This window comes from Streptomyces sp. NEAU-W12 (assembly GCF_026242095.1).
In the GTDB taxonomy this organism is placed as follows: Bacteria; Actinomycetota; Actinomycetes; order Streptomycetales; family Streptomycetaceae; genus Streptomyces.
The window spans coordinates 1-25,958 of the sequence record NZ_JAPJDM010000023.1; the positions used below are offsets into that span (position 1 = coordinate 1).

Annotated in this window: 23 protein-coding genes and 4 pseudogenes; 12 read left to right on the top strand and 15 right to left on the bottom strand. The window is 71.5% G+C overall.

Annotation, left to right across the window (positions count from 1 at the left end):
* Positions 1 to 240: 240 nt before the first annotated feature.
* Positions 241 to 954: pseudogene (locus ORI94_RS26215) on the bottom strand (transposase); the annotation flags it as partial.
* Between the two features lie 49 nt (positions 955 to 1,003).
* Between ORI94_RS26215 and ORI94_RS26220 the strand changes: the two are divergent.
* A pseudogene (locus ORI94_RS26220) lies at positions 1,004 to 1,526 on the top strand (transposase); the annotation flags it as partial.
* Here the strand turns inward: ORI94_RS26220 and ORI94_RS26225 are convergent.
* A complete protein-coding gene (locus tag ORI94_RS26225) occupies positions 1,506 to 1,940 on the bottom strand; it encodes a MarR family winged helix-turn-helix transcriptional regulator (protein WP_266080007.1) in 435 nt (144 codons plus the stop codon). The pseudogene ORI94_RS26220 and the gene ORI94_RS26225 overlap by 21 nt on opposite strands.
* Before the next feature lie 85 nt (positions 1,941 to 2,025).
* Here ORI94_RS26225 and ORI94_RS26230 point away from each other — a divergent pair, with 85 nt between their 5' ends.
* Both ORI94_RS26230 and ORI94_RS35610 read left to right on the top strand, forming a co-directional pair.
* Positions 2,026 to 2,961 (top strand): alpha/beta hydrolase, encoded by a 936-nt coding sequence (locus ORI94_RS26230; RefSeq protein WP_266080210.1) that lies wholly within the window; start codon positions 2,026 to 2,028, stop codon positions 2,959 to 2,961.
* Positions 2,962 to 3,148: 187 nt separating this feature from the next.
* Positions 3,149 to 3,241: a hypothetical protein gene (locus ORI94_RS35610; protein WP_416237900.1), complete on the top strand. Its 93-nt coding sequence runs from the start codon at positions 3,149 to 3,151 to the stop codon at positions 3,239 to 3,241.
* Positions 3,242 to 3,363: 122 nt separating this feature from the next.
* On the opposite strand, the gene ORI94_RS26235 is transcribed toward ORI94_RS35610, so the two are convergent.
* Positions 3,364 to 3,849, bottom strand: coding sequence for a MarR family winged helix-turn-helix transcriptional regulator (locus tag ORI94_RS26235; protein WP_266080008.1), 486 nt, complete (start codon positions 3,847 to 3,849; stop codon positions 3,364 to 3,366).
* Positions 3,850 to 4,190: 341 nt separating this feature from the next.
* On the opposite strand from ORI94_RS26235, the gene ORI94_RS26245 reads away from it, so the two are divergent.
* Both ORI94_RS26245 and ORI94_RS26250 read left to right on the top strand, forming a co-directional pair.
* Complete coding sequence (locus tag ORI94_RS26245) at positions 4,191 to 4,487, top strand: hypothetical protein (RefSeq protein ID WP_266080010.1); 297 nt, start codon at positions 4,191 to 4,193, stop codon at positions 4,485 to 4,487.
* Between the two features lie 539 nt (positions 4,488 to 5,026).
* Positions 5,027 to 5,305, top strand: coding sequence for a GlsB/YeaQ/YmgE family stress response membrane protein (locus ORI94_RS26250; RefSeq protein WP_266080012.1), 279 nt, complete (start codon positions 5,027 to 5,029; stop codon positions 5,303 to 5,305).
* A gap of 260 nt (positions 5,306 to 5,565) precedes the next feature.
* Here ORI94_RS26250 and ORI94_RS35615 read toward each other — a convergent pair whose 3' ends face one another.
* The gene (locus ORI94_RS35615) at positions 5,566 to 5,709 is read right to left on the bottom strand and encodes a hypothetical protein (protein ID WP_416237901.1); all 144 of its coding nucleotides are present in this window, start codon (positions 5,707 to 5,709) and stop codon (positions 5,566 to 5,568) included.
* Positions 5,710 to 6,279: 570 nt separating this feature from the next.
* On the opposite strand from ORI94_RS35615, the pseudogene ORI94_RS26260 reads away from it, so the two are divergent.
* Positions 6,280 to 6,919: pseudogene (locus tag ORI94_RS26260) on the top strand (RNA polymerase sigma factor).
* Positions 6,920 to 6,983: 64 nt separating this feature from the next.
* Here ORI94_RS26260 and ORI94_RS26265 read toward each other — a convergent pair.
* Positions 6,984 to 7,949 (bottom strand): NAD(P)-dependent alcohol dehydrogenase, encoded by a 966-nt coding sequence (locus tag ORI94_RS26265; RefSeq protein ID WP_266080014.1) that lies wholly within the window; start codon positions 7,947 to 7,949, stop codon positions 6,984 to 6,986.
* Between the two features lie 101 nt (positions 7,950 to 8,050).
* Here ORI94_RS26265 and ORI94_RS26270 point away from each other — a divergent pair, with 101 nt between their 5' ends.
* Together ORI94_RS26270 and ORI94_RS26275 are read left to right on the top strand one after the other, a co-directional pair.
* Positions 8,051 to 8,731, top strand: coding sequence for a TetR/AcrR family transcriptional regulator (locus tag ORI94_RS26270; RefSeq protein WP_266080016.1), 681 nt, complete (start codon positions 8,051 to 8,053; stop codon positions 8,729 to 8,731).
* Positions 8,732 to 9,443: 712 nt separating this feature from the next.
* Positions 9,444 to 10,412, top strand: coding sequence for an alpha/beta fold hydrolase (locus tag ORI94_RS26275; RefSeq protein WP_266080018.1), 969 nt, complete (start codon positions 9,444 to 9,446; stop codon positions 10,410 to 10,412).
* A 466-nt stretch (positions 10,413 to 10,878) separates the two neighbouring features.
* Here ORI94_RS26275 and ORI94_RS26280 read toward each other — a convergent pair whose 3' ends face one another.
* The 4 genes from ORI94_RS26280 to ORI94_RS26295 all read right to left on the bottom strand — a co-directional run bounded on the left by ORI94_RS26280 (position 10,879) and on the right by ORI94_RS26295 (position 14,214).
* Positions 10,879 to 11,334, bottom strand: a complete 456-nt coding sequence (locus tag ORI94_RS26280) for a GNAT family N-acetyltransferase (protein WP_266080020.1) — start codon at positions 11,332 to 11,334, stop codon at positions 10,879 to 10,881.
* A 209-nt stretch (positions 11,335 to 11,543) separates the two neighbouring features.
* Positions 11,544 to 12,161 carry a 3-oxoacid CoA-transferase subunit B gene (locus tag ORI94_RS26285; RefSeq protein WP_266080212.1) on the bottom strand — a complete coding sequence of 206 codons (618 nt, stop codon included), beginning with the start codon at positions 12,159 to 12,161 and terminating at the stop codon, positions 11,544 to 11,546.
* 179 nt (positions 12,162 to 12,340) lie between these two features.
* Positions 12,341 to 13,012: a 3-oxoacid CoA-transferase subunit A gene (locus ORI94_RS26290; protein WP_266080022.1), complete on the bottom strand. Its 672-nt coding sequence runs from the start codon at positions 13,010 to 13,012 to the stop codon at positions 12,341 to 12,343.
* Positions 13,009 to 14,214: a thiolase family protein gene (locus ORI94_RS26295; protein ID WP_266080024.1), complete on the bottom strand. Its 1,206-nt coding sequence runs from the start codon at positions 14,212 to 14,214 to the stop codon at positions 13,009 to 13,011. Before ORI94_RS26295 ends, ORI94_RS26290 begins: the two co-directional genes overlap by 4 nt.
* 84 nt (positions 14,215 to 14,298) lie before the next feature.
* Here ORI94_RS26295 and ORI94_RS26300 point away from each other — a divergent pair, with 84 nt between their 5' ends.
* Positions 14,299 to 15,189 carry a LysR family transcriptional regulator gene (locus ORI94_RS26300; protein WP_266080027.1) on the top strand — a complete coding sequence of 297 codons (891 nt, stop codon included), beginning with the start codon at positions 14,299 to 14,301 and terminating at the stop codon, positions 15,187 to 15,189.
* Positions 15,190 to 15,380: 191 nt separating this feature from the next.
* Here ORI94_RS26300 and ORI94_RS26305 read toward each other — a convergent pair whose 3' ends face one another.
* Positions 15,381 to 16,133: a DUF1775 domain-containing protein gene (locus ORI94_RS26305; protein ID WP_266080029.1), complete on the bottom strand. Its 753-nt coding sequence runs from the start codon at positions 16,131 to 16,133 to the stop codon at positions 15,381 to 15,383.
* A 228-nt stretch (positions 16,134 to 16,361) separates the two neighbouring features.
* Between ORI94_RS26305 and ORI94_RS26310 the strand changes: the two genes are divergently transcribed.
* The 3 genes from ORI94_RS26310 to ORI94_RS26320 all read left to right on the top strand — a co-directional run bounded on the left by ORI94_RS26310 (position 16,362) and on the right by ORI94_RS26320 (position 22,756).
* Positions 16,362 to 17,123, top strand: a complete 762-nt coding sequence (locus ORI94_RS26310) for an IclR family transcriptional regulator (RefSeq protein ID WP_266080031.1) — start codon at positions 16,362 to 16,364, stop codon at positions 17,121 to 17,123.
* A gap of 679 nt (positions 17,124 to 17,802) precedes the next feature.
* Positions 17,803 to 20,463: a SpoIIE family protein phosphatase/ATP-binding protein gene (locus ORI94_RS26315; protein WP_266080033.1), complete on the top strand. Its 2,661-nt coding sequence runs from the start codon at positions 17,803 to 17,805 to the stop codon at positions 20,461 to 20,463.
* A 769-nt stretch (positions 20,464 to 21,232) separates the two neighbouring features.
* Positions 21,233 to 22,756 carry a trypsin-like serine protease gene (locus tag ORI94_RS26320; RefSeq protein WP_266080035.1) on the top strand — a complete coding sequence of 508 codons (1,524 nt, stop codon included), beginning with the start codon at positions 21,233 to 21,235 and terminating at the stop codon, positions 22,754 to 22,756.
* Between the two features lie 189 nt (positions 22,757 to 22,945).
* Here ORI94_RS26320 and ORI94_RS26325 read toward each other — a convergent pair.
* From ORI94_RS26325 to ORI94_RS26345, 5 genes and pseudogenes are all read right to left on the bottom strand, one after another.
* Positions 22,946 to 23,125, bottom strand: a pseudogene (locus tag ORI94_RS26325) (ATP-binding cassette domain-containing protein); the annotation flags it as partial.
* Positions 23,126 to 23,234: 109 nt separating this feature from the next.
* On the bottom strand, positions 23,235 to 23,813 hold the full coding sequence (pspAB, locus tag ORI94_RS26330) for a PspA-associated protein PspAB (RefSeq protein WP_266080037.1): 579 nt from the start codon (positions 23,811 to 23,813) through the stop codon (positions 23,235 to 23,237).
* A gap of 19 nt (positions 23,814 to 23,832) precedes the next feature.
* On the bottom strand, positions 23,833 to 24,756 hold the full coding sequence (gene htpX / locus ORI94_RS26335) for a zinc metalloprotease HtpX (RefSeq protein WP_266080039.1): 924 nt from the start codon (positions 24,754 to 24,756) through the stop codon (positions 23,833 to 23,835).
* A 21-nt stretch (positions 24,757 to 24,777) separates the two neighbouring features.
* Positions 24,778 to 25,056, bottom strand: coding sequence for a PspA-associated protein PspAA (gene pspAA / locus ORI94_RS26340; protein WP_266080041.1), 279 nt, complete (start codon positions 25,054 to 25,056; stop codon positions 24,778 to 24,780).
* Positions 25,053 to 25,820: a PspA/IM30 family protein gene (locus tag ORI94_RS26345; RefSeq protein WP_266080043.1), complete on the bottom strand. Its 768-nt coding sequence runs from the start codon at positions 25,818 to 25,820 to the stop codon at positions 25,053 to 25,055. The genes pspAA and ORI94_RS26345 overlap by 4 nt, the downstream gene beginning before the upstream one ends.
* Positions 25,821 to 25,958: the final 138 nt, after the last annotated feature.

A 25,958-nucleotide genomic window follows, 5' to 3' on the forward strand; every position in this document is an offset into this window, starting at 1 on the left:
GTGCGTGAGCCGCGGACGGTCCTGCCGTCCACCGCGATCGGCCGCAGCGTGTCCGGCTCCCGGGTGCGGGCTGTCCGTGCGGACAGGAAGGCGCCTATCGCAGCATCCAGCGCGTCGCCGTCCAGCCCGGCGAGCAGTCGACGCACTGTCGCCGGGTGCGGGACCACCACCTGCCCGGTCAGAGGATCCGGAGCGAAGCCGAGGGTCCCCACGGCCCAGCGTGGTGCGTCCGTGATCCACTCAGGTCCAGGGCCAGTGCCCGGCGATACGAAGGATGCGGCGGCGGCCGGTGGTGACGAGCCGGGCCGCTGCGGAGAACAGGCGGAACCACAGGCGGCGCGGTTCCCAGAGACGGGCCTGGCCGGTCAGGGCGAGCATCGGCATCCAGGCCAGCAGGTCCAGGGCGATCTGGACGATCTCCAGCCACGCCTGGTTCTGCGCGGTGTCGTGCAGGGGCAGGTTGCGCAGACCGGTGGGCCGGGCGGCTCGGATGCGGCCCTCGGCCCGGGCCCGCTGCCGGTGGCGCAGTTCCAGGGCGGCGATCGCCTCGCCGCCCGTGTTGGTGGCGAAGCAGGTCAGCCGATGACCGTCGGCGTCGGTGAAGCGCAACTGGGCTCCGGGGTGCGGCCGTTCCTTACGCACGATCAGCCGCATGCCCTTCGGCCGGCCGGTCACGCAGTCGCTGCCGGCGTCGATCTCCGCGACCCGGGCGCCGTCGCGGATGCCGCCGTCCGGTTCCACGGCCGGCGTCCAGGCCGGGGCCGGCACCTTCAGGACGGCCTGATGGATGGCGTCGGTGATGGTCATGCCGACCGAGTACGACAGCCACCTGCCGCGCTGCGCGAGCCAGGCGACGAAGGCGTGGGTGCCGCCGCCGGAGTCGGTGCGGATCAGTGTCTGCCGTCCCCGCCGGTACTGTTTCGGCAGCTGGGCCAGGGCCAGCCGGGCGGCGGTGAGTTCCCTAGTGCTGTGACCGGATTGGTTCACCGGGTTGGCGGTACTGTATTCCGTCGGCGACGACCGGCTGTGGGGCGTCAACCGCCGCAAGAAGGGTGCGGTGAACACCCTGGCCGCACTGAGGTCGGGCCGCGCGCCCGGACGGCGCCCCGATCTACGTCATCCTGGACAACCTGTCCGCCCACAAGGGCGACAAGATCCGTCGCTGGGCGAAGAAGAACCGTGTCGAGCTGTGCTTCACCCCGACCTACGCCTCGTGGGCCAACCCGATCGAAGCCCATTTCGGGCCACTGCGGCAGTTCACGATCGCCAACTCCAACCACCGCAACCACAGCGTGCACACCCGGGCCCTGCACGCCTACCTGCGCTGGCGAAACACCAACACCCGCCACCCCGACATCCTCGCGGCGCAGCGTCGCGAACGTGCCCGCGTCCGAAGCGAGAAGGGCATCCGCTGGGGCGGACGTCCCTTGCCGTCGCAACCTGAACGATCTGACGAATCCATGCGGTCGCGGCCCGAACGTGCAGCAGAGCACCGGACAGACGAATCACTCGCGCATACGGCCTGACGCGGGCGAGGCGAGCATCGCTTTGAGGATGCGTTGCAGCTCGACGCGGTCCTGGGGGGTGACCCTCGCCAACCTGCGGTCGTACTCCGCCGCGAGAGCTGCAAGTGCTCGATCGCGTGCTTGCGAGCCCTCGCCGGTCAGCACGAGCCGATGACGCCGCAGGTCCGCCTCGTCGATCTCGCGGCGGATGAAGCCCTTGGCGACGAGGTTGCGAACGTAGACCGTCACGCTCGCCTTGGGCAGCAGCAGCGCAGTCGCGATCTCGGCCGGGTACGGCGATGCCTCCACCTCGGCCAGGACGAAGAACTCCTTCGTCTCCAACCCGAGCTCGGCCAGCTCCTCCGTGCAGGCATCCATCACGACTGCCAGCAGCCGCTGGTTCAGCGTCCACAGCTGCGCCCCATCGACTGACATCGACCCTCCATCCAGGTGATACAGTTTCGTATTAGTTTCAGATCGTACAAGATATTGTTTTGTACTGGACTCCTATGGAACAACAATCTCACGAAGGAAGCCAGGCATGATCCAGCACCTCACGATCCCGCGCGGCCCCATCAACCTCGCCGCGAACCTCCACCTGCCCGACAACGCCGACAGCAGCGCACCGCTGCCCGCCGTGGTGCTCTCCACCCCCGGCAGCAGCGTCAAGGAGCAGATCGGCGCCAACTACGCCTCCCGTCTCGCCGCCCGCGGCATCGCCGCCCTTGTCCTCGACCCCGCCCACCAGGGCCAGAGCGAGGGCGAGCCCCGCGACCTCGAAGACCCCTACCGCCGAGGCGAGGACATCTCCTACGCCATCGACGCGCTCACCACGACCCCCGGCATCGACCCGCAGCGCATCGGCGTCCTCGGCATCTGCGCCGGTGGCGGCTACGCCGTGCACACCGCCCGCACGGACCACCGCATCAAGGCGGTCGGTACGGTCGTCCCCGTCAACATCGGCAACGCGTTCCGCAGCTTCTCCCCCGACGGTCCGGCCGCAGCACTCGACGCCCTCGCGGACGCACGCACCGAAGAGGCCCGCTCCGGCGAGACGACCCGCGTGAACTGGCTGCCCGACACCCTCGAGGACGCCGCGGCAGCGGGCCTGACCGACATCGACACCACTCAGGCCATCACCTACTACCGCACCGAGCGCGGCGGCAACGAACACTCCACGAACCGGCGCCTCCTGCGCAGCGACTCCCACCTGCTGGGCTACGACGCGTTCCACCTGGCCGATCAGCTCATGACCCAGCCCCTGCAGGTCATTCTCGCCGGACGCATCGGCAACACCGGCTCCTACGACATGGGCATGCAGCTGTGGAAGCTGGCCCCCAACCCCGTCGACCTCATAGTGATCGACGGCGCCGGCCACTACGAGATGTACGACGAACCCGCATACGTCGACGCTGCCGTCGAACGACTCGTCAGCTTCTATGCGAACAACCTGTAAGGCATACGAACCGGCGAACCTATGCGGTCACAGCAGTAGAAGCCGACTTCCGAAGAACTGGCCCCTCCTTCGACGCCGTGTCCTGCGCAGGGACAAGGGCTTGTGTCGGATGTCTTTCTCTGACGGACGCCTGTATGGGGCAGAGGCTACGGGCGTGGACCACATAGTGCCCGGTGATGACCACAGCATGGCCAACCTACAGGCCCTGTGTACGTGGTGCCACAGGTGTAAGAGCGCCCAGGAGGGCGGTACAGCAGCCGCCCTTGCACGCGTGCGATAGACCGGCCCAAGCCCACACATCCGGCCCTGGAGGACTAGGGCCTGTCCGGCGGATCATGCTGGACAGGCACCGGTCCGGGGGGCCGGGCGGCGCGAGCGGTGAACCGGGGCCGCCCGCCCGGATCAGTGGTGCCACGCGTCACCCTTCACGTTGTGGATCATGCGCTGGAGGACCTTGAGGGTGCGGGCGTACTCTTCGTCCGGAATGCCCTCGTGTACCTGGCGGCGCAGCTCCGACTGCCGCGCCGCCGCACGGGAGTACAGCTCCGCGCCCGACTCGGTCCGCAGCAGGTGCCCGTCCTCGTTCTGAAAGACCAGGCCCCGGGCGACGAGGCTGTCGATGTCGCCGGGCAGGTCATCGTCGGGGCCCGGGTAGTAGCTGAGGAATTCGGTCAGTTCCGCGCGGCCCCAGCCCTGCGGGCGCTCGCTGAGGTGGTGCAGGACCCACCAGGCGGGCTGGGTCAGGCCGAGGACGCCGAGCGCGGTCCGGATGTTCTGGACGACGGCCTGGCCGGCCGCGTTGGCCCAGTATCCGATGGGCTGGGCGATGAGGCCGGCGTCGTCGTGGGAGGGGGCGAAGGGGGCTGAGGTGCTGCTCGAAGTGGTCATGGGAAGAACGTAGAAACTCAACTTGACTTGAGGTCAAGTGCCTTGGGGTAACGAGTCGGGCCGGACGGCCGACGGGCGGACTTGTCCGGTCGCTCATGTTCGGAGCCAGATAGTGAGGGCTGCGGCTGTTGCGGTGCCGAGGAAGACGTAACCGCGCTTGTCGTATCTGGTCACGACGGCTCGGTGTTGTTTGAGCCGGTTGATCGCTCGTTCGACGGTGTTGCGTTTCTTGTAGCGCTCTTCGTCGAAGCCGGGTGGTCGTCCGCCGCGTGAACCTTTGCGTAGGCGGGCGGCCTGGCTGTCGGTCTTCTCCGGGATGGTGTGCCGGATGCCGCGTCGCCGTGACCTGGTACTGGATCGGCCTGATCCTCTTCTCCCTCACCCTGCTCCCGGCCGGGCTGGCCATGGTCACCGGCCACGTGCCGGAGCGTCCGCGCCTCCGGCTCGCCCCGACGCCACCGCGCGGCCGGGCCTTCCTCGCGCTGTACGCCGCCGCGCCTCTCAACGTGGTCCCCCGTCTGGCCGACGCCTCACCGGCGATCATCCTGGCCGCTACCGCCACCGCGGGCGTAGTGGCCGCAGGCGGGTGCGCGGTTGCGGCCATCGCCCTGCACCGCGCGGCAGGCCCCGCCTCCTGACGAGGGCACGGTGCCGGCGGCGCGGGATCGGATCGGTCGGCCTCTGGTGGGCCACGCCCACCTTCGTACTCCGGTTGCCGAGTTGTCCCGCGGGCCGGCCCACGGACCTCCTGAGCTGCGCCGCCCCCCGCAGCGCTGCTGGTCACGGTGAGGGAGAGCGGGGACCGGCTACGCCGACGCCGGGACGGACACCTCGCGGACAAGGCTCCCTGGCCTCCGGTCACCCGGCCTTCGGGGAGGACGCGTGGGAGTCCCGCTGCGACGCATGACGCGGGTCCGGCCCCGGTGGTGAGGGCCGCCCACCCCTCGGGCCCCTCCCGGGCGCCCCGGACGAACCGGCGCCGCACGCCACCGTTCCTCTCTTCCTCGCATCCTCATCGCGGCCCGCAGCCCGTCCCGGGACGCGGCTTCCGGCGTCGCATCGCCCCTCTCCGGTCAGGCGTCGACAGAACCGGGATGCGGAAGAGACGTTTGTTCAGGCGAGATTGGTGCACACGATGAGCTAACACAGCCTTTACACGACGAAGCGGAGACACACCATGGGCATCATTGCGTGGATCATCATCGGCCTGCTCGCCGGCGCCATCGCCAAGGCCCTGATGCCGGGCAAGGACCCGGGCGGCATCATCATCACCATGCTCATCGGCATCGCCGGCGGTCTGCTCGGCGGCTGGCTCGGCAAGGTCATCTTCGGTGTCGACTCCGTCGACGGGTTCTTCGAACTCTCCACCTGGATCGCCGCGATCGTCGGCTCCCTCATCCTGCTCGCCCTCTACCGCGTCATCGTCGGCAACCGGAGCTCGCGCCGTCACGCATGACCCTTCGGAGGCGTACGCCTCCGGACCCATCTGGACGGCTCCCTCTCCTGTTCGCAGGAGCGGGAGCCGTCAGGGCGTTCAGGGTGTGGGGAGCGGCGGCCCGCTCTCCCCGGTCGGCCGCCGCCGCGAAGGGCGGCGGCACGGCTGCGGCCGTGGCCCTCACCGGTTGCACGCTCCGGTGAATCCCTCCGGTCCGCTGCCCACCGGTTCGTACGGCGGCGCTCCCTTCGCCGCGCAACGCGGATTCGGGGCAACGGAGTTCACACCGGCGCTCGCTCGGGACGACGACGCCGGCGAACACGCGGCGGCTGCCGCCGGAGAGGTCGGATCTGGTTCTCACCGCCGTCGACGTACAGGTTGGCCCCGAGGACGAAGCTGCTCTGCCCGGAGACGAGGAGGACCACCGCACCGGCGACCTCGGCCGCTCGCCCGATCCGGCCGAGCCGGACACCTCGGGTACCCCGGCCTCGTCCCCTTCGTCCGGGGATCGCGGGTCCATTCGGGCCCGTTCGCGACGGTGGCCCGCACCTTGGGCGAGGAGTCGTCCGCGAGCCGGGCCCGCTGCTCGGGCTCCGCCTGGCCGCTCGTCGCGAACTGGACCCGCGTGCTCAGGACCGGGTGGGTGAGGATCACCGCCACCGCCGGCTCGGGCAGCCCCGGTCGGTGGAGGGGCCTGGAAGGGCGGGCCGTGCCCCCGCCGTCGAGGGCGATCAGCCGCAGCAGCAGCGGTGTGGGGAGGGCCGGGACGGCGGCGACTCCGTCCAGCGCGGAGGAGTGGAAGGCGACCATGTCTCAGCTCCCCGATCCGTCGCTCTGCGTGCAGCCTCTCCTGTGGACGCCTACGCGGCCTCGGCCTTTCGGGTCGACATGCCGTGATCCTGCCACGGTCCGGGATGCCTCCGTGCATGATCACCGAGGGCCCTCGCCACGTCAGAAGAAGTGGAACCGGTGCAGCTGTGCGGACACTTGTTGGTGTGGACTTCCTCTTGCATGAACGGGTCCGGTCCGGCGATCGGGCGGCGTTCGCCGAGATCTTCGACGAGCACGCGCGCGTCGTGTATGCCCATGCGATCCGGACGACGGGTGACTGGGCCCTCGCCGAGGACGTCATGTCACTCACCTTTCTGGAGGCCTGGCGGCTGCGCGACAAGCTGCGTGAGGAAGTCAGGAGCGTCCGGGCGTGGCTGTTGGGCATCGCGACCAACGTGATGCGCAACACCGCCCGGACGGCACGTCGGCATCGGGAGGCGATGTCCCGTTTACCGCCGCCGGAAGCGGTGCCTGACTTTTCGGACGAGGTGGTCGGGCAGATGGCCGACGTTCAACGGCTGGCCGCCGCGGCCCGAGCGCTGCACCGCCTGAAGCGGACCGAGCGCGAGGTCTTCACTCTGGTCGTCTGGCCAGGTCTGGGGTACGCGGCGGCCGCTGAGGCGTTGGGGATTCCAGTGGGCACCGCACGTTCCCGACTCTCACGGGCGAGAGGAACTGCGCGGGCTCGTCGAGGAGGAGCTTGGAACAGACCCGCATGATGCGGAACCGCGGACCGGCAGCGGACACCTGTCGCAGAGCGGGGTGGCCGCAGCCCGCGCTTTCCACAGGAGGAGTACACGATGAGTTTCGCCGGACAGCTCGTCGAGGGCGGCCGCGGGTCGCGCACCCGTCCACACCGGCCGGGTTTCTACGCGACCCTGACCACGTACTTGCCCCGAACGCCACCTGCCTCCAGCGCCCGGTGTGCCGCTGCTGTCTCCTCCAGAGGGAAGACCGTGTCCACCGCCGGGCTCAGCTTCCCCTCGACCACGTGGCGGGCGAGGTCGTCGAAGTGCTCCTGCGTGGGGTTGCCGCTGAAGAAGCGCACCCGGCCGTGTCCGTGGACCGTGCTGGCCGCGAGGTAGCCGAGCGACGCAGCGGGCCGTTTCAGGTCGAAGGCGATGGTGACCATCCGCCCGTCGGGATTCAGCAGGCGCCGGAAGGCCCGCAGGTCGGTCCCCGCGGTGTCCAGAACCACGTCGAAGCGGCCCAGGTCCGCCGGCCGGACGGTCCGGTGGTCGAGAGCCCGGTGCGCGCCGAGCCCGCGGACGAAGTCGACGTTGGCGGCGCGGGCGAGGGCCGTGACCTCGGCGCCGTACGCCCGTCCGAGCTGGACGGCGGCGTTGCCGACGCCGCCCGCCGCGCCCCGTACGAGCAGTCGTTCGCCGGGGCGCAGCCCGGCTTTGTCCCGCAGCGCGGTGACGGCCGTGGTGGCCACCGGCAGTGCGGCGGCGTCCACCAGGTCCAGTCCGTCGGGGACCCGGCCGACCCGCTCGGCGGGCACGGTCACGTACTCGGCGGCACTGCCGAACCCGGAGGTGCGGCCCAGGACCCCCCATATGCGGTCGCCGACCGCGAACCGCGTTGCTCCGGCACCCAGTGCGGTGACCTCGCCGGTGAAGTCCAAGCCGACGCGCTGGGGGAACTTCCGGCCGGTGAAGAGACGGAGACGGCCGGCCCGGGCTGCCAGTTCGCCGCTGTTGACGCTGAACGCGCGCACCTTCACGAGGACCTCGCCGGGGGCCGGCTCGGGGCGTGGCACCCGGTCCACGTAGAGCACATCGGGGCCGCCGTAGCGGTCGTAGAGCACTGCCTTCATCATGCGGTCGTTCATCGTTCCGCCTTTGCCGCCGGTGGCCGTACAGGGATCTGGCATCGACCGTAAGCTCTCAAGTGGACGCAATCGTCCGCTTGGACCGGAAGCGAGAGACAGTGATGGCGGAATCCTCTCGGATCACAGCCCGGGACGGGGTACGGGCGGACGCCCGGCGCAACCGGGAGCGCGTCCTCGTCGCCGCCCGCGCGGTCTTCGCCGAGCACGGGATCGACGCCCCGATGGCGACCGTGGCCCGCCGGGCCGGGGTCGGCGTAGCGACGCTGTACCGGCATTTCCCGACCCGGGACGCCTTGGTGCGGGGCGCGTTCGCGCAGCAGATGGAGACCTGTGCGCGGGCTCTCACCGAGGCTCTGGCCGCCCCTGACCCATGGCAGGGCTTCCAGCAGCTGGTCGAGACGGTCTGCGAACTCCAACGGGAGGAACGAGGGTTCCCGGCCGCGTTCGTCGCAGCCTTCCCGGAAAGCACGTCAGAACACGCGCGGGCCCGGGAACAAGCCGAGCGGGACTTCACGACCCTGGTACGCAGGGCTCAGGCGTCGGGCGCGCTGCGGGCCGATTTCCACCCTTCCGACCTCGCCGTGGTCCTGTTGGCACACTGCGGTCTGGTGACCGCCCTGCCGGGTGACGGTGCAGCGTCCCGGCGCCTGGTGGCCTACCTGCTCCAGTCGTTCCGCGCCGACGCGGCCGGCCAACCACTGCCTCCGCCGGCTGCGCTGACCCTGCGCGGTCTCCCGATCGCAGCCGACAGTCCCCAGGGGCGGCGGTCCTTGGGAGCCTGACATGAAGCGGTACCTGCGCGGGGCACGTCCAGTCCGACAACTCCGCTTTCGCAGCAGGCCCGGTGCGGGCAAAGGGCCCCGGGCCGCTTTCGCTCGCCTTCCGGGGTGAAGACGCAGGTCTCACGGAAAGGACCCTCACCGCATCGCACCGCGAGGAGCAGCGGCTGCTCGTGCTCGGGCGGCCAGGAGTTGGTTCCTGGAGCGCTGCCGTTCCACGGGCGGAGGACCACCCGCCGCCGGCCCGACCGGGCCACCGCCCGGGCCGGGATCCTCGCCTTCATCGAGATCTTCTACCACCGGAGGCGCCTGCGGAAGCATCCCGCCGGGGGATACCTCACCCCGCAGGAGATCCGACAGCGACACGGACAAGGACACGCCCTCGCGGCGTAAGCATCGAGTGCCCGGCATCGCGGGGGAACTTCACTCGCGGCCATCGCCCCGGAGGCCGCGCGCATCCTCGCGGCGGTGCCGGCCGCCACCGCCCGACTGCGCTCCGGCCCCGCTCCGGCCTCCGCCGAGGGTGCCCGGGCCGCGTTCTGGACGGCCGCGCCTGCGCCGGGAAGCGCTCACACCCGCCGGCACGATCTTCACTCAACCGGACCACCCCGTGGTGCCCCGCCGGTCGGCGGAACGCAGTGTCGTCATGCAGTCACTCCACCGGACGTTCTCCCGGACGTTCCCCTTGGACATTCCCCTCGGAGAAAGAGTGGTCATGAAGCACATACGGCACGCCGCCCGGCGGGCACTCCCCCTGGCCGTCCTCCTTCCCACCGCCGCCCTGATGGCCGCCGGCCCGTCCGCGGCCTCCGAAAGCGCCGGCGGCGGTGAACCCCGTGAGGGCGCCAAGCCGACCATCGTGCTGGTGCACGGTGCCTGGGCGGACGCCTCGTGCTGGAACGAGGTCATGCGGAGCCTCCAGGCCCAGGACTATCCGGTGGTCGCCGCCTCGAACCCGCTGCGCAGCCTCTCCGGCGACGCCGACTACCTCGCCGACCGACTGAAGTCGATCAAGGGCCCCGTCGTCCTCGTCGGCCACTCCTACGGCGGTGCCGTGATCACCAACGCGGCGGCCGGGAACCCGAACGTCAGGTCCCTCGTCTACGTCGCGGGGTTCGCCCCGGACCAGGGCGAGACGGTGCTGGAACTGATCGCCCGGCACCCCGGCAGCCACCTGACGGACGACCCCGGGGCCCCCGTCCCCACCGCGCTGGACGCGGTGCCGCTCGGCGGCGGCACCGAGGAGACCGACCTGTACATCAAGCCGGACGCCTTCAGCGACGTCTTCCTGAGCGACCGGCTCGACGCCGCCCGGGCGAACGCCCTGGCCGCCTCGCAGCGGCCCGCGAACGCGGCCACGAGCGGCCAGCCGAGCAAGGGGGCCGCGTGGAAGACGATCCCCTCCTGGTCCCTCGTGGCCACCGACGACCGCACGATCGGTACCGAGAACCTGCGCTTCATGGCCGAGCGGGCGGGCTCGACCACCGTCGAGGTCGACGCCCCGCACGCCGTACTGGAGACCAACCCGGGTGACGTCACCGACCTGGTCCTGCAGGCCGCGCACGGGTCGCGCCCCGGCCTCGCCGAGACGGGTGCGGGCCAGCAGGCCGCGGTGCTCGGCGGTGCGGCGGTCCTCGCGGTGGCCGGGGGCACGGCCCTGGTCGTCCGGTCCCGGCGCGTCTGAGGCGGGAGCCGAGAACATGCTGATGGCCTGCCCGCGGTCCGCGGGCAGGCCATCAGGGAGGCCGTCATCCCGTGTCCCACGCTTCCGGGGCGGGCGGCGGCACGTCGAGGGGCCGACGAACTCGCCCACCGTGGTGCCGAAGGTCTGGGCGACCCTGACTCCCCGAGGGGGTGATGTCGAAGACCGCGGGGTCCGTGCAGACGCGGTCGACGCAGCGCGGCTTGGCCGCCCCGTCGGACGACTGGAGCAGCGCGGCCAGCTCCCTTTCCAGGAGTACGGAACGACGGCCCGCGCGGCCGTGCCGAGCCGTGCTCCCCCGGGGTCCGATGCTACTGAAGGCCGCGTCCTACGGGGAGGGTGCCGACGGTCGATACGTCGTTCTTCGCGTGCCGGGTCCCAGGGACTCGTGCCCGACGACGGAGTCCGGGCGCGGGGAGCGGTCGCCGGGGCCGATGCGCCGGAGTCCTCAAAGCGTCCTCGTCATGAACGTGCTGCTCGGGTCGGGCCGGTAGTCCGCGAACGGCTCGCAGGGGGCGAACCCGAACTTCTCGTACAGGTTCCTGGCGGGCAGGAAGAAGTCGGCCGAACCGGTCTCCAGGCTCAGCCGCGTGAACCCGGCGCGCTCGGCCTCGGTGAGGATGTGCCTCAGCAGCAGGGACGCGATTCCGCTCCGCTTGCGCGTCGGGGTGGTGCGCATCGACTTCAGCTCCGCGTGGCCCGCGTCCAGCCTCTTGATCGCACCACAGCCCACCAGGGTGTCGACGTCGATGACCGACCAGAACGTGATCCCGGGCTTGCGGAGCGCGTCGAGATCGAGGGCGTGCTTGCTTTCCGGTGGTGTGATGGACCGCATCTGCCGGACGTGCTCTTCGAGGAATGCGGCGATCTCCGGGCCGGAGAGGTCGTCCACTACGATCTTCACTTCGTTCGCCCTTCTTCGGGACTTCCGGGACCGGTCACGTTTCCGGGCCGCTCGAGGTCGTGACCGGCCCTCGTGCTCGACGAGTTGCCCCCGAACGCGGGCAAGAACCGGTGCGGGTGGGCCGTTCGGAGGCAATCGTGCCAGGTGGGGAGCGGGCCGCGGGAACCGGGCGCGGGCGGTGGGCCCTCGTGCCCGGTCCTCGCCCGTGCCTACGCCTTCGGGGCGAGCAGCGGCACGTCCAGGCGGCCGGCGAGCTCGTCCACCGTGGTGCCGAAGGTCTGGCTGACCCTGAGCCCTTCAGGGGTGATGTCGAGGACCGCGAGGTCCGTGTAGACGCGGTCGACGCAGCGCAGCCCGGTGAGCGGGTAGGTGCAGTCGGGCACCAGCTTGGGGACGCCGCTCTTCGTGAAGAGCGTCATCATCACGAACACCTTCTTGGCACCGATCGCCAGGTCCATGGCCCCGCCGACGGCGGGGACGGCGTCGGGTGCTCCCGTGTGCCAGTTGGCGAGGTCGCCGGTGGCCGAGACCTGGAACGCGCCCATGACGCAGATGTCCAGGTGACCGCCGCGCATCATCGCGAACGAGTCGGCGTGGTGGAAGTAGGCGGCTCCGGGCAGTTCGGTCACCGGGACCTTGCCCGCGTTCGTCAGGTCGGGGTCGGCCTCGCCCTCCTTCGCCGCGGGCCCCATGTTGAGCATGCCGTTCTCGGTGTGCAGGACCACGCCGGAGTCGGCGGGCAGGTGGTCGGCGACGAGGGTCGGCTGCCCGATGCCCAGGTTGACGAAGGCCCCCCGGGGGATGTCGCGCGCCACGAGGGCGGCCATGTCCTGCTTGCCCAGCGGGCCCTGACGGCTCGTCCCGCCCTGGTCTCTCGCCCCGCCCTGATCGCGCGTCCCGCCCTGATCGCGCGTCCCGCCCTGGCCGCTCGTCCCACCCTGGCCGCTCGTCCCACCCTGATCGCTCGCCCCACCCTGGCCGCTCGTCCTCGTCACCCGGGTCGTGGTCATGCGGGGTCGGCCTCCTTCACCACACGGTCGACGTAGATTCCGGGGGTCACGACGGTTTCGGGATCGATGGCGCCGGTCTCGACGATCTCGCGGACCTGCGCGATCACCGTGGTCGCGGCGGTGGCCATGACCGGGCCGAAGTTGCGGGCGGTCCTGCGGTAGACGAGGTTGCCCATGCGGTCGGCGCGGTGGGCGCCGATCAGCGCGACGTCTCCCTTGATCGGGTACTCCAGCACGTGGGTGCGGCCGTCGATCTCGCGGGTCTCCTTGCCCTCCGTGAGGAGGGTGCCGACGCCGGTGGGGCAGAAGAAGGCTCCGATGCCGGCCCCGGCCGCCCTCATCCGCTCCGCGAGGTTGCCCTGGGGGACCACCTCGAGTTCGATCCGGCCCGCGCGGTAGAGGTCGTCGAACACCCACGAGTCCGCCTGGCGCGGGAAGGAGCAGATCACCTTGCGGACCCGCCCCTTGGCGAGCAGCGCGGCGAGTCCGGTGTCGCCGTTGCCGGCGTTGTTGGAGACGACGGTGAGGTCCTTGGCGCCCTGGCGTATGAGGGCGTCGATCAGGTCGACCGGCATGCCGGCCATGCCGAATCCTCCGACGAGCACGGTCGAGCCGTCCCCGGTCCCGGCCACCGCCTCGTCGGCGTGGTCGCACAGCAGGGTGGTCATCGGTCGTCTCCCGAGACGTTCTCCAGGACCACGGCGAGCGCCTGGCCGACTCCGATGCAGAGGGCGGCGACGCCCCACCGCTGTCCCGACTCCCGGAGCCGGTGGGCGAGGGTGCCCAGGATCCTGCCCCCGGAGGCGCCCAGAGGGTGGCCGAGCGCGATCGCGCCGCCCTTGGCGTTGACGGTCCCCGGGTCGACGCCCCAGGCGTCGACGCAGGCCAGCGACTGGACGGCGAAGGCCTCGTTGAGCTCGACGGCGGCGACGTCGGACCAGGTGATCCCGGCCCTCTTCAGCGCCCGGTTCGCCGCCTCCACGGGGGCGTATCCGAACATCTGCGGGTCCAGCGCGGACACGCCCCGGCCGGCGATGCGGGCGACGGGGTCGGTGCCGATGCGGGCGGCGGCCTCGCCCGAGCCGAGCAGGACCGCCGAGGCGCCGTCGCTCAGCGGGGAGGCGTTGCCGGCCGTGATGACGCCGTCGGGGCGGAAGACGGGCTTGAGTCCGGCCAGCTTCCCGGCGGTCGAACCGGGGCGGATCCCCTCGTCCCGCGTGACGGTCGTGCCCTTGGCGTCCGTGACGACGGGCACCACCAGGTCGTCGTAGAAGCCCTCGTTCCAGGCGTCGTCGGCGAGGTTGTGGGAGCGGGCGGCGAACTCGTCCTGCCGGTCCCGGGCGATGGAGAAGCGGTCGGCGAGCTGCTCGTTCGCCTCGCCCAGGGAGACGGTCCACTCCTTCGGCATGCGCTGGTTGACCAGCCGCCACCCGAGCGTGGTGGACACGGCGGTCGCGTCCCCGGCGGGGAACGCGCGCGAGGGTTTGGGCAGGACCCAGGGCGCCCTGGTCATCGACTCGACCCCGCCGGTGAGCACGATGTCCGCGTCGCCGGTCTCGATGGCGCGGGAGGCGATGAGGGCGGCGTCCAGGGAGGAGCCGCACAGCCGGTTGACGGTCGTGGCGGGGACCGAGGTGGGCAGTCCCGCGAGGAGTACGGCCATCCTGCCGACGTTGCGGTTGTCCTCGCCCGCGCCGTTGGCGTTCCCCCAGACGACGTCGTCGATCTCCGCCGGGTCGAGCGCGGGGGTCTTGGCCAGGGCCCCGGTGACAGCCACCGCGGCGAGGTCGTCGGGCCGGACGTCGGCGAGGGCCCCCGAGAACTTGCCGAAGGGCGTTCTGGCTGCTGCGTAGAGGTAACTGTCGCTCACGTTCTCACGGTACGAGCGCCCGCTTCATCATGTCCAAGACCTGATCCGCATCGATTCATAAGGGCGCCTTATAAAATGGGGCGCATGGAACTCCGTCAGCTCCGCTCCTTCCTCGCGCTGGCCGAGGAGTGCCACTTCGGGCGCGCGGCCGACCGGCTGCACGTGGCGCAGCCGGCCCTCTCCCAGCAGATCAAGCAGTTGGAGCGGGAGCTGGGCGTCTCGCTGTTCCACCGGTCCACCCGACGCGTCGAGCTGACCGAGGCCGGCCGTCACCTCACCGACTACGCACGCGCCCTGGTCACGGAGGAGGAGCGCGCGCGGATCCATCTGCGGGAGCTCGCCACCGGTCACGCGGGCCGGGTCTCGGTCGGCTTCATCGGCACGGCCACCTACGACGTCCTGCCGAAGGTCGCCCGCACCGTGCGGGCGAAGCTGCCGGGCATCACCCTGGACCTGCGGGGTGAGCTGCTGTCCCCGCTGCTCGTCGAGGGCCTGCTCTCCGGCACGTTCGACCTCGCCGTCCTGCGGGGCACGGTGTCGGAGGAGAACATCCGCACCACGCCGCTGCGGTCCGAGCCGCTGGTGGCCGTGCTGCCGTCCCGTCACCGGCTGGCGGGCCGTCGGAGCATCCCGCTGGAGGCCCTGGCCGACGAGCCGTTCGTCATCCACCCCTCCCAGTCCCGGTCCTCGATGTACGACCTGGTCCTGTCCGCCTGCCGGCGGGCCGGTTTCCGGCCCGCCCCGCTCATCGAGGTCGGCGAGACCGCCACTCTGGTCGTCCTCGTCGCGGCAGGGCACGGCGTGGCCCTCGTGCCGCAGTCGGTGCAGAGCCTGAGCCTCGACGGCGCGACCTACGTACCGCTCACCGACCCCGAGTCCGTCGAACTGGTACTGGCCCAGCGCACGCACCGCGTCCCGACCGCGGCCGAGCAGGTCGCCTCGGTGATCGAGGACTGCGTCCGCGGTCATCCGTGACGCCCGTCCGACCGACCCGGCCCGGCCCGACCCGGCCCGACTCGACGAAGGCTGGCCGCCGCACTTGCGGCAGTGCGGCAGTGCGGCAGTGCGGCAGTGCGGCAGTGCGGCAGTGGGGCAGCCCGGCGGTGCGGTGGTGCGGCGGTGCGGTGACCCGCCTCTCGTCCGTGGAGGTGTGCTGCGCGTCCACGTCACTGCCGGGCGGCACCCCGGCGGCGGACGAGGAAGGCCACGGCGGCGGCCGCGACGAGGACCACCGCGACGATCCCGGCCCAGGCCGCGGCGGACAGGCCGTCGTCCTCCGCCTCGCTGTCGGCGGCCACGGCCCGGGCGGACGGCGATGCCGTCGTCTCCTCGACGGTCGGGGCGGGAGACGAGGCCGGGGCGCTTTCGGGTACGGCGGGCGACGGGTCGACCGGTGCGGCTCCGGGGGCGGCGGCCTCGAGTTCGAGGACCGGGGCCTCGTTGCCGTGGCCGTGGCCGTGGCCGTCACCGCCGGGCTCCGGCAGTTCGATCCACCGGTCGACGCGACCGTCGCTGTAGCTCTGGAGCGTCTTGAACACCAGCTCCTCGGCGTCGGGGAGCTGGCGGACGACCACCGAGTACTCCACGTCCTCACCGGCCTCCGCGGCCGGGCCCGTGACGGTGTAGCCGTCGTCGGTGGCGGTGAGCTTCCAGCCCTCGGGACCCTCGCCGTAGGTCACGTCCGTGGGCTCGATGCCCTCGGGCAGGACCACCCGCAGTCGGGTGATGCCCGCATCGGCGGACTCCGAGGCGGCGGCGAAGGTCAGCGTGACGTCCTGGGCGAGCGCCCGGGCGTTGTCGGACTCGACGTGGACGTGGGCGGCGGCCGGCCCGGCCGCCAGAAGAAGGGCGGCCGCGGTTGCCGCGGTGACCAGGGCCGGACGGCGTACGGCACGCAGGCGGACGAGGGAGGGGAACACTGGTACTCCAGACGTGGGTGAGTGCGGGGGCGCGCTCATCATGGGGCATCGGGCGTCCACCTGACAGGCCGTCCGGCGCCAGGCAGTCACTTCGGCTCGAACCGTGCCTCCGGTGCGCCGTCCGTTCGCCGTGGCCGACCGGCTCCCCGGGGCCGTGACCGAGGAAATCGCCGCACGCCCTCCCACCCGCCCTTGCGCCTGTTTCCACCCAGCGGAAGGATACCGCCCATGGCAGGCAACGCCGCGTCCCCCGGACGCTCGGTGACCAGCCGCGCGCTGGCGGTCCTGGGCGCCTTCGACGGACGGCACCGGAAGCTCACCCTCACCGACCTCGCGACCCGGGCCGGTCTCCCGGTCGCGACCGCGCACCGGCTGGTCGGCGAGCTCGTCGCATGGGGCGCGCTGAGCCGCACCGACTCGGGCGAGTACGTCGTCGGGCGCCGGCTGTGGGACATCGGCCTGCTCGCGCCCGTGCACACCGGGCTGCGGCAGATCGCCTCCCCGTACCTCCACGACCTCTACGGCGCGACCCTCGCCACCGTGCACCTGGCGGTGCGCGACGGCCGCCAGGCGCTGTACGTGGACCGGCTCTCCGGGCACGCCTCGGTGCCGGTGGTCAGCTCGATCGGCGCACGGCTGCCCCTGCACGCGACGGGCGTCGGCAAGGTGCTGCTCGCGCACGCCCCGGACGACGTACGGGCCGAGGTGCTCGCCGACCTCCCGCGGATCACCCCGTACACGGTGAGCCGGCCGGCCCAGCTGCGGCGCCAGCTCGACAAGGTGCGCGAGGACGACTACGCCACGACGGTGGACGAGATGAGCCTGGGCGCGAGTTCCGTGGCCGTGCCGATCCGGTCCGGCGGGGACGTGGTCGCGGCGCTCGGCGTCGTCGCACCCAGTCTCAAACGCGACCGGCCACGGCTGGTCAGCGCCCTCCAGGTGGCGGCCCGGGGTATCGGACGCAGCCTGCCGGGACCGGTCGGCGGCTGAGCCGGGAGCCCGCCGACGGGCGGACGGGCCGACGGGCCGACGGGCCGACAAGCCGACAAGCCGACAAGCCGACAAGCGAACAGGCCGAACGACGGGCCACAGCGCGTACGCCCGACTCCGTCGGGACGCGCGGCAACGGATCCCCTCCGGCGGTGGCGCCGCACGGCCCCACCCGACCGGGCCGGAGAGGACCGGACCGGACCGAAGAGGCTCCGAGCGAGTACCGTTGACCCGTTCGCGAGTAATGGGAAGAACGTCCAGGTCCCGGCTCACTGATTCCCGGGTTCTCGGCACCCCGGCGTTCCGGTGTCCGCGGGAGGTGGCACAACGAAAACCCCGCCCCGCCGGTCGCCCCCCGCCGGGGCAGGCCGGGCGGACGGTCAGAGGCCCGGCGGAGGTCCGTCGGAGATCCGGCGGATGGTGACCGTCCCGGAACGGCCCGGACATCGCCGCGGAGGAGGTGAACGAAGCAGTGGCCGCACGTCCCCGTCGTCCTCCCCCCACGTCACCCCGCCCCTTCGGAGGCCTCGCCGCACGCGTACGGTCCGTCCGGCGCCGGGCCCGGAAGCGGGACCGGCGGCAGGGTCGGCGGGAGGGCCGGCAGCAGGACCGGCGCGGCGGCGGTTCCTGGTCCGCGCGTCCCCCGGGGCGGGCGCGGAACCTGCTCCGGGTACGCAGTGTGGCCGGCCAGGTCTTCGTGCTGCAGATCCTCCTCGTGGCCCTGATCATCACCGCCGCGCTGGTCGCCCTCGTGCTCCAGACCCGGCGTGACAGCACCCGCGACGCGGAGTCCCGGTCCCTGGCCGTCGCCACGACCTTCGCCCAGTCCCCGCGGACGGTGACGGCGATGACCGGCCCCGACCCCTCCGCGGTACTGCAACCGGTCGCGGAGAGGATCAGACGGGCGACCGGCGTCGACCTCGTCATCGTGTACTCACCGGACGGGGTCCGCCTGACGCACCCGGACCCCTCCAGGATCGGGAAGGCCGTCGAAGGCCCGTTCGTGACGCCGTCCTCCCCCCGGACACAGCAGGTCGACACGTCCAGGGGCCGCTCGGTGGTCGCGTATGCCCCCGTCACCGGGCCCGACGGGACGCCGGTCGGCTCGGTGGGGGTCGGGATCACGGTCGACAAGGTGGCCGGCGTGGCGGCCGAGCAGCTGCCGATGCTCCTGGGAGCCGCGGGCGTGGCGCTGGCCCTGTCCGCGGGCGGCACCGCCCTGGTGAGCCGGCGGCTGCTGCGCCAGACCCATGGCCTCGGTCCGGTGGAGATGACCCGGGTGTACGACCACCACGACGCGGTGCTGCACGCGGTGCGGGAAGGAGTACTGATCATCGGCGGGGACGGACAGCTGGTGCTGGCCAACGACGAGGCGCGGCGGCTGCTGGAGCTGCCGCCGGACGTGGAGCGGCGGCCCGTCCCCGACCTCGGCCTGGACCCGGCCATCACCGACCTGTTGACGTCGGGCCGGGCGGCCACCGACGAGGTGCACCTCACGGCGGACCGGCTGCTGGCGGTGAACAAGCGGCCCACCGGCCCTCACGGCGGGCACACCGGGAACGTGGTGACCCTCAGGGACACCACGGAACTGCGGACCCTCTCGGGGCGGGCGGAGGTGGCACGCGAGCGGCTGACGCTCCTCTACGACGCGGGGGCACGGATCGGCTCCGCCCTCGATGTGGAGCGCACCGCGCGGGCGCTGGCACAGGTGGCGGTGCCGCGCTTCGCCGACATCGCCACCGTCGATCTGGCCGAGGGGGTACTGCGCGGCCAGGAACCGGACGCGACGGTCGCCGGTCTGCGCCGCGCCGCCGCGGTCGGCGTCGACGCCGACCGGCTGATGCCGGTGGACCGCTCGATCCCTCTCCTGTCCGGCACGCCCCAGGCGCTCTGCGTGGAGACCGGGCAGGCGGTGCTGGAGGCGGATCTGGGCACGGCCCAGGGGTGGCGGGCGGTGGACCCGGAACACGCCGGCCGCGTCGTGGAGCACGGTGTCCATTCCCTGCTCGCGGTGCCGCTCCTGGCGCGCGGTGCGGTACTGGGCGTGGTGACCTTCTGGCGCTCACGGGGCACGGAGCCGTTCGGCCCGGAGGAGCAGCCCTTCGCCGAGGAGCTGGCCGCCCGTGCCGCGGTGGCCCTCGACAACGCCCGCCGCTACACCCGCGAGCACGCCCTGGCCGTCACCCTGCAGCGCAGTCTGCTGCCCCGCAGCCTGCCGGACCTGAGCGCGCTGGAGGTGGCCCACCGCTATCTGCCGGCCCATTCCGGGGTGGGCGGGGACTGGTTCGACGTCATCGAGCTGTCCGGGGCCCGGGTCGCGCTGGTGGTCGGGGACGTGGTGGGGCACGGTCTGCACGCGGCGGCCACCATGGGGCGGCTGCGCACCGCGGTGCACAACTTCGCCGCCCTGGACCTCACCCCCGACGAACTGCTGGCCCGCCTGGACGACCTGGTGGCCCGGCTCGCCCGGGAGCGGACCGCCCAGGGCGACGACGAGGGGCCCATCGGGGCCACCTGCCTGTACGTGGTCTACGATCCGGCCTCCGGCAGGTGCAGCGCGGCCCGGGCCGGCCACATGCCGCCCGCCCTGGTCCGGCCGGACGGAAGCGTGGACTTCCCCGAACTGCCCGCCGGCCCGCCGCTGGGCCTGGGCGCTCTGCCCTTCGAAAGCGTCGAGTTCCGGGTGCTCGCGGGAAGCCGGCTCGTGCTCTACACGGACGGGCTCGTCGAGGACCGCACCCGGGACATCGACGTCGGGCTCGAGATCCTGCGGGACACGCTCTCCCACCCCGGCCGGTCCCCCGAGCAGACCTGCGAGGCCGTACTCGAAGCCCTCCTGCCCGACCACCCGACCGACGACATCGCCCTGCTGGTCGCCCGCACCCGTGTGCTCGACCCCGGGCAGATCGCCGGCTGGGACGTGCCCCGCAACGCGGCGGCCGTCTCCCGGGTCCGTGCGGACGTCACCCGGCAGCTGGCGGACTGGGACCTGACGCACGCGGGCTTCACCACCGAGCTCATCCTCAGCGAACTGGTCACCAACGCCATCCGGCACGGCACCGTCCCCATCCACGTCCGCCTGCTGCGGGACCGCCGCCTGATCTGCGAGGTCTCCGACGGCAGCAGCACCTCACCCCATCTGCGCCAGGCGGCGGCCACGGACGAGGGCGGCCGCGGCCTGTTCCTCGTCGCCCGCTACGCCGAACGCTGGGGCACCCGGTACACACCGAACGGCAAGGTCATCTGGGCCGAACAGTCACTGAACGGGACCCGGGGCGGGCCCGGCGGCGCCCTGAACGGCGACGAGGTACTCGACCTGTGGCCCGACGCGACGCTCTGATCCGACGCGACTCCGACGCGACACTCTGACCTGCTCGCGCCCCACCCGAACGGTGCCCGCGGTCCCGCCGCCGTGCGGATCACGGCCGATGACGCCGAGGCCGGTGCGATGTGCGATGTGCGATGTGCGATCACCGACCGGTACAACCGCATTCCACAGGCGCCTTCCCCCGTGAAGGCCCCCTCACCGTGTTCGACGCGGCGGCTGCGCCGAACTGCCGTCCGCGACTCCAGAACATCGTCCGCACAAGGGCGCTCCCCCGCGGTCCGGTCGGTGGAACAGAAGGGGCCGGGCACGGAAGAGGGCCGTACCGACGTGCGTCGGTCGACACATCAGTTGGCAGCGAGGCGCATTGACCGGGAAGGCGGTTTCACCGATCCACAGCCCCCCGCCCGTCTTCACTCACTCTCCACATGTGGCCGCACAGCCCCCCAAGGAGGTGTCGAAGGTCACACGGGATCTCCAACTGGCTTCTCTTTTGGCCTAGTTCGCCCCGTGGACAGGACCTCGAAGGTGGAGGTGACATGGACAAGATCAAACGGGGGTCCGGATCGCGAAGAGCTGTCCTCTCCTCTTTCCGCCGGAGGTCGGGGGGTCTTGCCGAATTGCGGATCCCTCATGCCTGCCACGAGGTGCGGACGGCGGACATCCGGCCGCCGAAAAACGGATGAGGACTGCGATGAAGGCACGCACCACCCCTGCGGTGAAGCAGCCACGCTCCGCCGGACACAGGCGCCGTACTCCTCCCACCAAGGAAACCGAAGGCCACATGCGACATCCCAGACGTCACCGCCTCACCACACTGACCACGTCGCTCGCCGCCGCGCTCCTCGCGGCTCCGCTGGCACTGACCTCCACACCCGCGACCGCCGTCTCCGGCCCGGCCTCGAGCGACGACTCCCTCCTCTTCACCGCGCGCCTGGACATCGGCGACGGCCAGAGGGCCTGTTCGGGCGCACTGATAGACCGGGACTGGCTGCTCACTGCCGCCAGTTGCTTCGCCGACGACCCGGCGGAGAGTCTCGCCCTCCCCGCGGGCGCCCCCAGGCTCAAGACCACCGCGACCATCGGCCGTACCGATCTCACGACCACGGCCGGTGAGACACGCACCATCGTGGACCTGGTTCCGTACTCGTCGCGGGACGTGGTACTGGCGCGGCTCAGCCGACCGGTCACCACCGTCACACCCGTCGGCATCAGCGCCGCCGCGGCCGCGGCCGGCGAGGAACTGACGGTGGCCGGCTACGGACGGACCCGGACCGAATGGTCCCCGCTGAATCTGCACAGCGGCACCTTCACCGTCGACTCGGTCGCCGCGGACACCGTCGGCATCACCGGTAAGGACGGCGCGAGCGTCTGCATGGGCGACACCGGCGGCCCGGCCGTGCGCATGGTGGGCGGCAAGCCCGAGCTGGTCGCGCTCAGCAGCAGGTCCTGGCAGGGCGGCTGCTTCGGCATCGACCCCGCCGTGACGCAGACCGGGGCCGTCAGCGCCCGCGTCGACGATCTGCACGAATGGGTGACCACCACCGTCGCCGTCCCCCGTGTCACCGACTACACCGGCGACGGCAAGTCCGACGTCGCGTACCTGTACGACTACGGGACCAACACCGACGGCACCTCCCGCACGGGCCTGTGGCTGCAGACGTCGACCGGCAGCGGCTTCGACGCCCCGGTGAAGCCGTGGGACTCCGGCACCGGCTCCTGGACCTGGAACCGCAGCAAGCTGGTGTCGGGCGACTTCAACGGCGACGGCCTGGCCGATGTGGGCGTCCTCTACAAGTACGCCAACACCTCCGACGGACGCGGCCACTCCGCCCTGTGGACCTTCACCTCCACCGGCACCGGCTTCAACGCCCCGGTGAAGGTGTGGGACTCCGGCACCGGCTCCTGGACCTGGGACAACTCCAAACTCGTCTCCGGCGACTTCAACGGCGACGGCCTGGCCGATGTGGGCGTCCTCTACAAGTACGCCAACACCTCCGACGGACGCGGCCACTCCGCCCTGTGGACCTTCACCTCCACCGGCACCGACTTCAACACCCCGGCCAAGAAATGGGACTCCGGCACCGGCTCCTGGACCTGGGACAACTCCAAACTCGTCTCCGGCGACTTCAACGGCGACGGCAAATCCGACGTCGGCGTCCTCTACAAGTACCCCAACACCTCCGACGGACGCGGCCACTCCGCCCTGTGGACCTTCACCTCCACCGGCACCGACTTCAACACCCCGGCCAAGAAATGGGACTCCGGCACCGGCTCCTGGACCTGGGACCGAACGGAAATCGCCTGACGTCTGCACGTCTGACGCGTGATGGTCGCCGACGGGCGCGAGCCCAAGGAGAACTCCGGCCACCGGCCGGGTGGGCCATGAGTGGTCCACCCGGCCGGGCAAAGGCTCCGCACCCGCCCCCGGCCGGGGACATCGACCATCCACAGCGTCACGTCCCTGCGGGCAGCAGCCCATCCGGCCGGTGTGGGTGACCGTTCCGGCGTCGGCGGCGAGCGCCCCGACCAGGATCTTCATCAGCGTGCTCTTGCCGGAGCCGTTCTCGCCGACGATGCCGACCACCTCGCCCGGTGCCAGGGTGAGGTCCACGCCCCGCAGCACCGGCGTCGTGCGGCGTACCGGCCACGGACCACGTCGGTACGCCTTCTCCATACCGTCCGCCGTCAGCACCGGGCGGGCGGTTCGCGGTTCGTCACCGGAACGGGGCTGGGGTTCGTTCACGCTGTCACCTCCCCGGCTCGGGTGGGCCGGTTGCGCCGTGTCACAAGCCGGGGGCGCCCCAGAGCGGGAACCAGCGGCTCAAGTCCTGCTCGATGCGCAGGTCCTCCTTGAGTACGGCCTTGACCTGGAGTTCCAGCGGGTTGTCGCGTCTGGTGCCGGGCAGTGGGGCGAACGGGTAGAAGGTGCCGCGCTTGTAGAGGTAGACGAGCGCGAGCCGGCGCAGTTCGGCGTCGTGGAAGGCGACCAGCGAGCAGAGGAGGTGCGGGCCGAAGCCGCTGTCCTGCAGGGAGGTGTTGACCGCGTGGAGGTCGCCTACGAGGGCGGGCAGGTCGTCTGGTGGACGGCGGGAGAGCAGCCAGGAGTATCCGTAGGTGTCGCGGCTGGACTCCACCGGGGCGCCGCCACGTTCGGAGTCGGCGGCCAGGAGAGTTCGTACCTCTTGCTGGACCTGGGCGAAGGCGCCGCCTTCGATCGCTGCGAAGCAGACCGAGCCCGCACCTGTCGAGGTGAAGCCAGCCGCGGCCTGGAGGGTGATCGCAGCCGAGGGCAGGGCGAAGAGCTGGTCCAGGTCGGGCCGGATTGGCTTGCTCCGGCCGAAGAGCGCATCCCAGAAACCCATGGGCCACCGTCTCCTTCGCTCAGTCCCTACCGGGTTCGCCGCCCGCCTCGCCGAGCTCTGCGGAGAGCTCCGCGAGCGCCTCCAGCCGGCGCTCCAGGGTGGGATGGGTGGAGAACAGGTTCGCCACCGCGGTGCCGGGCCCCAGGGCGGGGGTGAAGAAGAACGCGTTGAACGCCTGTGCCGTCCGCAGGTCCTGGGTGGGGATGCGGGCGATGTCGCCGCTGACCTTGGTCAGCGCCGAGGCCAGGACGGAGGGCTTGGCGGTCAGCATGACCGCGGCCCGGTCCGCGGCCAGCTCGCGGTAGCGGGACAGGGTCCGGATGAGCAGGAAGCTGACGGCGTAGACGAGTGCCGAGACGGCCATCACGGCCAGGAAGACGGCGGCGGTGTTCTGGTCCCGCTGACCGCGCCCGCCGAACAACTGGGAGTAGAAGGCGAAACGGACGATCAGCCCGGCGATCACCCCCAGGAACGAGGCGATGGTGATCACCGCCACGTCACGGTGGGCGACGTGGGAAAGCTCGTGGGCGAGGACGCCTTCGAGTTCCTCGGTCTCCAGGCGGCGCATGAGGCCGGTGGTCACGCACACCACGGCGTGGTCGGCGTTGCGGCCGGTGGCGAACGCGTTGGGCAGGTCCATGTCGGAGACCGCGACCCGGGGTTTGGGCATGTCCGCGCTCGCGCACAGCCGGTCCACGACCCCGTGCAGCTGCGGCTGCTCCTCGGCCGTCACGAGCCGGCCGCGCATGGCGTAAAGCGCGATCCGGTCGGAGTACCAGTACTGGGCTCCCAGCAGGGCAGCGGCGATGACGACCACCAGGACGACGGACTTGAGCAGCACGATCAGCGCGGCGACAAACGCCACGTACAGCAGACCGAGCAGGAACATCGTGACCACCATGCGGGCGGTCAGCTGCCGGTCGGGCTCGAATCGGTTGCGCATCGCCATCACACCTTCAGTCCGTCACCCTGGGATCAGGCCCTCGTCGGACAGCAGCTCGCGCACCTGCGGCAGGCTGGTCGTCTCATCGGGCAGCACGAGGTCCGACGGAGTGACCCGCTCATCGGGAAGCGGTGTGCCGAGGCTGCGTACGGCGTCCAGCAGCGCCGACAGGGCGGTGGCGAATGCCGTCTCGTCACCTGCGTCGGCGGCTTTCTGCAGGGCGGAGTCCAGGTGGTTGAGCCGGTCGAGGTGCTCGTCGGCAATGTCGTACTGGCCCTCGCCGAGAATCCGCATGATCATGACTTCTCCTCCTGCCCCGGCCGTCCTTCCCCTGCTTCCACCGCCTGCGGAGCGGACCCGCTCGGCAGCTGTGCCTTCATCTTGGCCAGTTCGAGCTCCACGTCCTGGTCCGCGGTGACGCGCTCCAGTTCGGCCTGGATGTGGTCCCGCCCGGCCGGCAAGGTGGCGTCGTCCAGTGCACCGGAGGCGATGAGTTCGTCCAGCGCGCCGGCGCGTGCCTGGAGCTGCTCGGTCTTGTCCTGGGCGCGCTGCATGGCCAGGCCCACGTCACCCATCTCCTCGCCGATGCCGGTGACGGCCTCGGTGATACGGGTCTGGGCCTCGGCCGCGGTGTAGCCGGCCTTGATGGTCTCCTTGCGGGTCCGGAAAGCGTCCACCTTCCCCTCCAGTCGCTGGGCGGCGAGCGTGAGCTTGTCCTCCTGTTCCTTCAGCGACGTGTGCTCGGCTTGAAGGTCGGTGATCTGCCCGGCCACCGCGGTACGGCGGGTGAGCGCCTCGCGGGCCAGGTCCTCGCGCCCGGCGGCCAGCGCCTGCTCGGCCTGGCCCTGGAGCTTGTCGGTGGACTGCTGGAGCCGGCTGAGCTGGAGTTCGACCCGTTTGCGGCTGGTCGCCACGTCGGCCACCCCGCGCCGCACGCGTTGCAGCATCTGCAGCTGCTGCTCGTAGGAGTAGTCCAGGACCTCGCGCGGGTCCTCGGCCTTGTCCAGCGCCCTGTTCGCCTTGCTCCGGAACAGGGTGGTGATGCGCTGGGTGATGCTGGTCATGGTGACCTCCTTGCTCGCCAGGCATCCGTCGGGTTCGCCGGTCCAGCCCCCGGTGGTCACCGGCAGCCGAGCGCCACTTCCATTGTCCGGGTGTGGGTCCCGCGTGGCAGTCTGAGCGTGTGCCGTGCGGGCTTGTGC

What these genes read in the sequence shown, in the direction of transcription:
- ORI94_RS26225 (WP_266080007.1), bottom strand. Translation starts at nt 1,940, where the DNA reads ATGTCAGTCGATGGGGCGCAGCTGTGGACGCTGAACCAGCGGCTGCTG.
- ORI94_RS35610 (WP_416237900.1), top strand. Translation starts at nt 3,149, where the DNA reads ATGGCCAACCTACAGGCCCTGTGTACGTGGTGCCACAGGTGTAAGAGC.
- ORI94_RS26235 (WP_266080008.1), bottom strand. Translation starts at nt 3,849, where the DNA reads ATGACCACTTCGAGCAGCACCTCAGCCCCCTTCGCCCCCTCCCACGAC.
- ORI94_RS26250 (WP_266080012.1), top strand. Translation starts at nt 5,027, where the DNA reads ATGGGCATCATTGCGTGGATCATCATCGGCCTGCTCGCCGGCGCCATC.
- ORI94_RS26265 (WP_266080014.1), bottom strand. Translation starts at nt 7,949, where the DNA reads ATGAACGACCGCATGATGAAGGCAGTGCTCTACGACCGCTACGGCGGC.
- ORI94_RS26270 (WP_266080016.1), top strand. Translation starts at nt 8,051, where the DNA reads ATGGCGGAATCCTCTCGGATCACAGCCCGGGACGGGGTACGGGCGGAC.
- ORI94_RS26275 (WP_266080018.1), top strand. Translation starts at nt 9,444, where the DNA reads ATGAAGCACATACGGCACGCCGCCCGGCGGGCACTCCCCCTGGCCGTC.
- ORI94_RS26285 (WP_266080212.1), bottom strand. Translation starts at nt 12,161, where the DNA reads ATGGCCGCCCTCGTGGCGCGCGACATCCCCCGGGGGGCCTTCGTCAAC.
- ORI94_RS26290 (WP_266080022.1), bottom strand. Translation starts at nt 13,012, where the DNA reads ATGACCACCCTGCTGTGCGACCACGCCGACGAGGCGGTGGCCGGGACC.
- ORI94_RS26300 (WP_266080027.1), top strand. Translation starts at nt 14,299, where the DNA reads ATGGAACTCCGTCAGCTCCGCTCCTTCCTCGCGCTGGCCGAGGAGTGC.
- ORI94_RS26310 (WP_266080031.1), top strand. Translation starts at nt 16,362, where the DNA reads ATGGCAGGCAACGCCGCGTCCCCCGGACGCTCGGTGACCAGCCGCGCG.
- ORI94_RS26320 (WP_266080035.1), top strand. Translation starts at nt 21,233, where the DNA reads ATGCGACATCCCAGACGTCACCGCCTCACCACACTGACCACGTCGCTC.
- pspAB (WP_266080037.1), bottom strand. Translation starts at nt 23,813, where the DNA reads ATGGGTTTCTGGGATGCGCTCTTCGGCCGGAGCAAGCCAATCCGGCCC.
- htpX (WP_266080039.1), bottom strand. Translation starts at nt 24,756, where the DNA reads ATGCGCAACCGATTCGAGCCCGACCGGCAGCTGACCGCCCGCATGGTG.
- pspAA (WP_266080041.1), bottom strand. Translation starts at nt 25,056, where the DNA reads ATGATCATGCGGATTCTCGGCGAGGGCCAGTACGACATTGCCGACGAG.
- ORI94_RS26345 (WP_266080043.1), bottom strand. Translation starts at nt 25,820, where the DNA reads ATGACCAGCATCACCCAGCGCATCACCACCCTGTTCCGGAGCAAGGCG.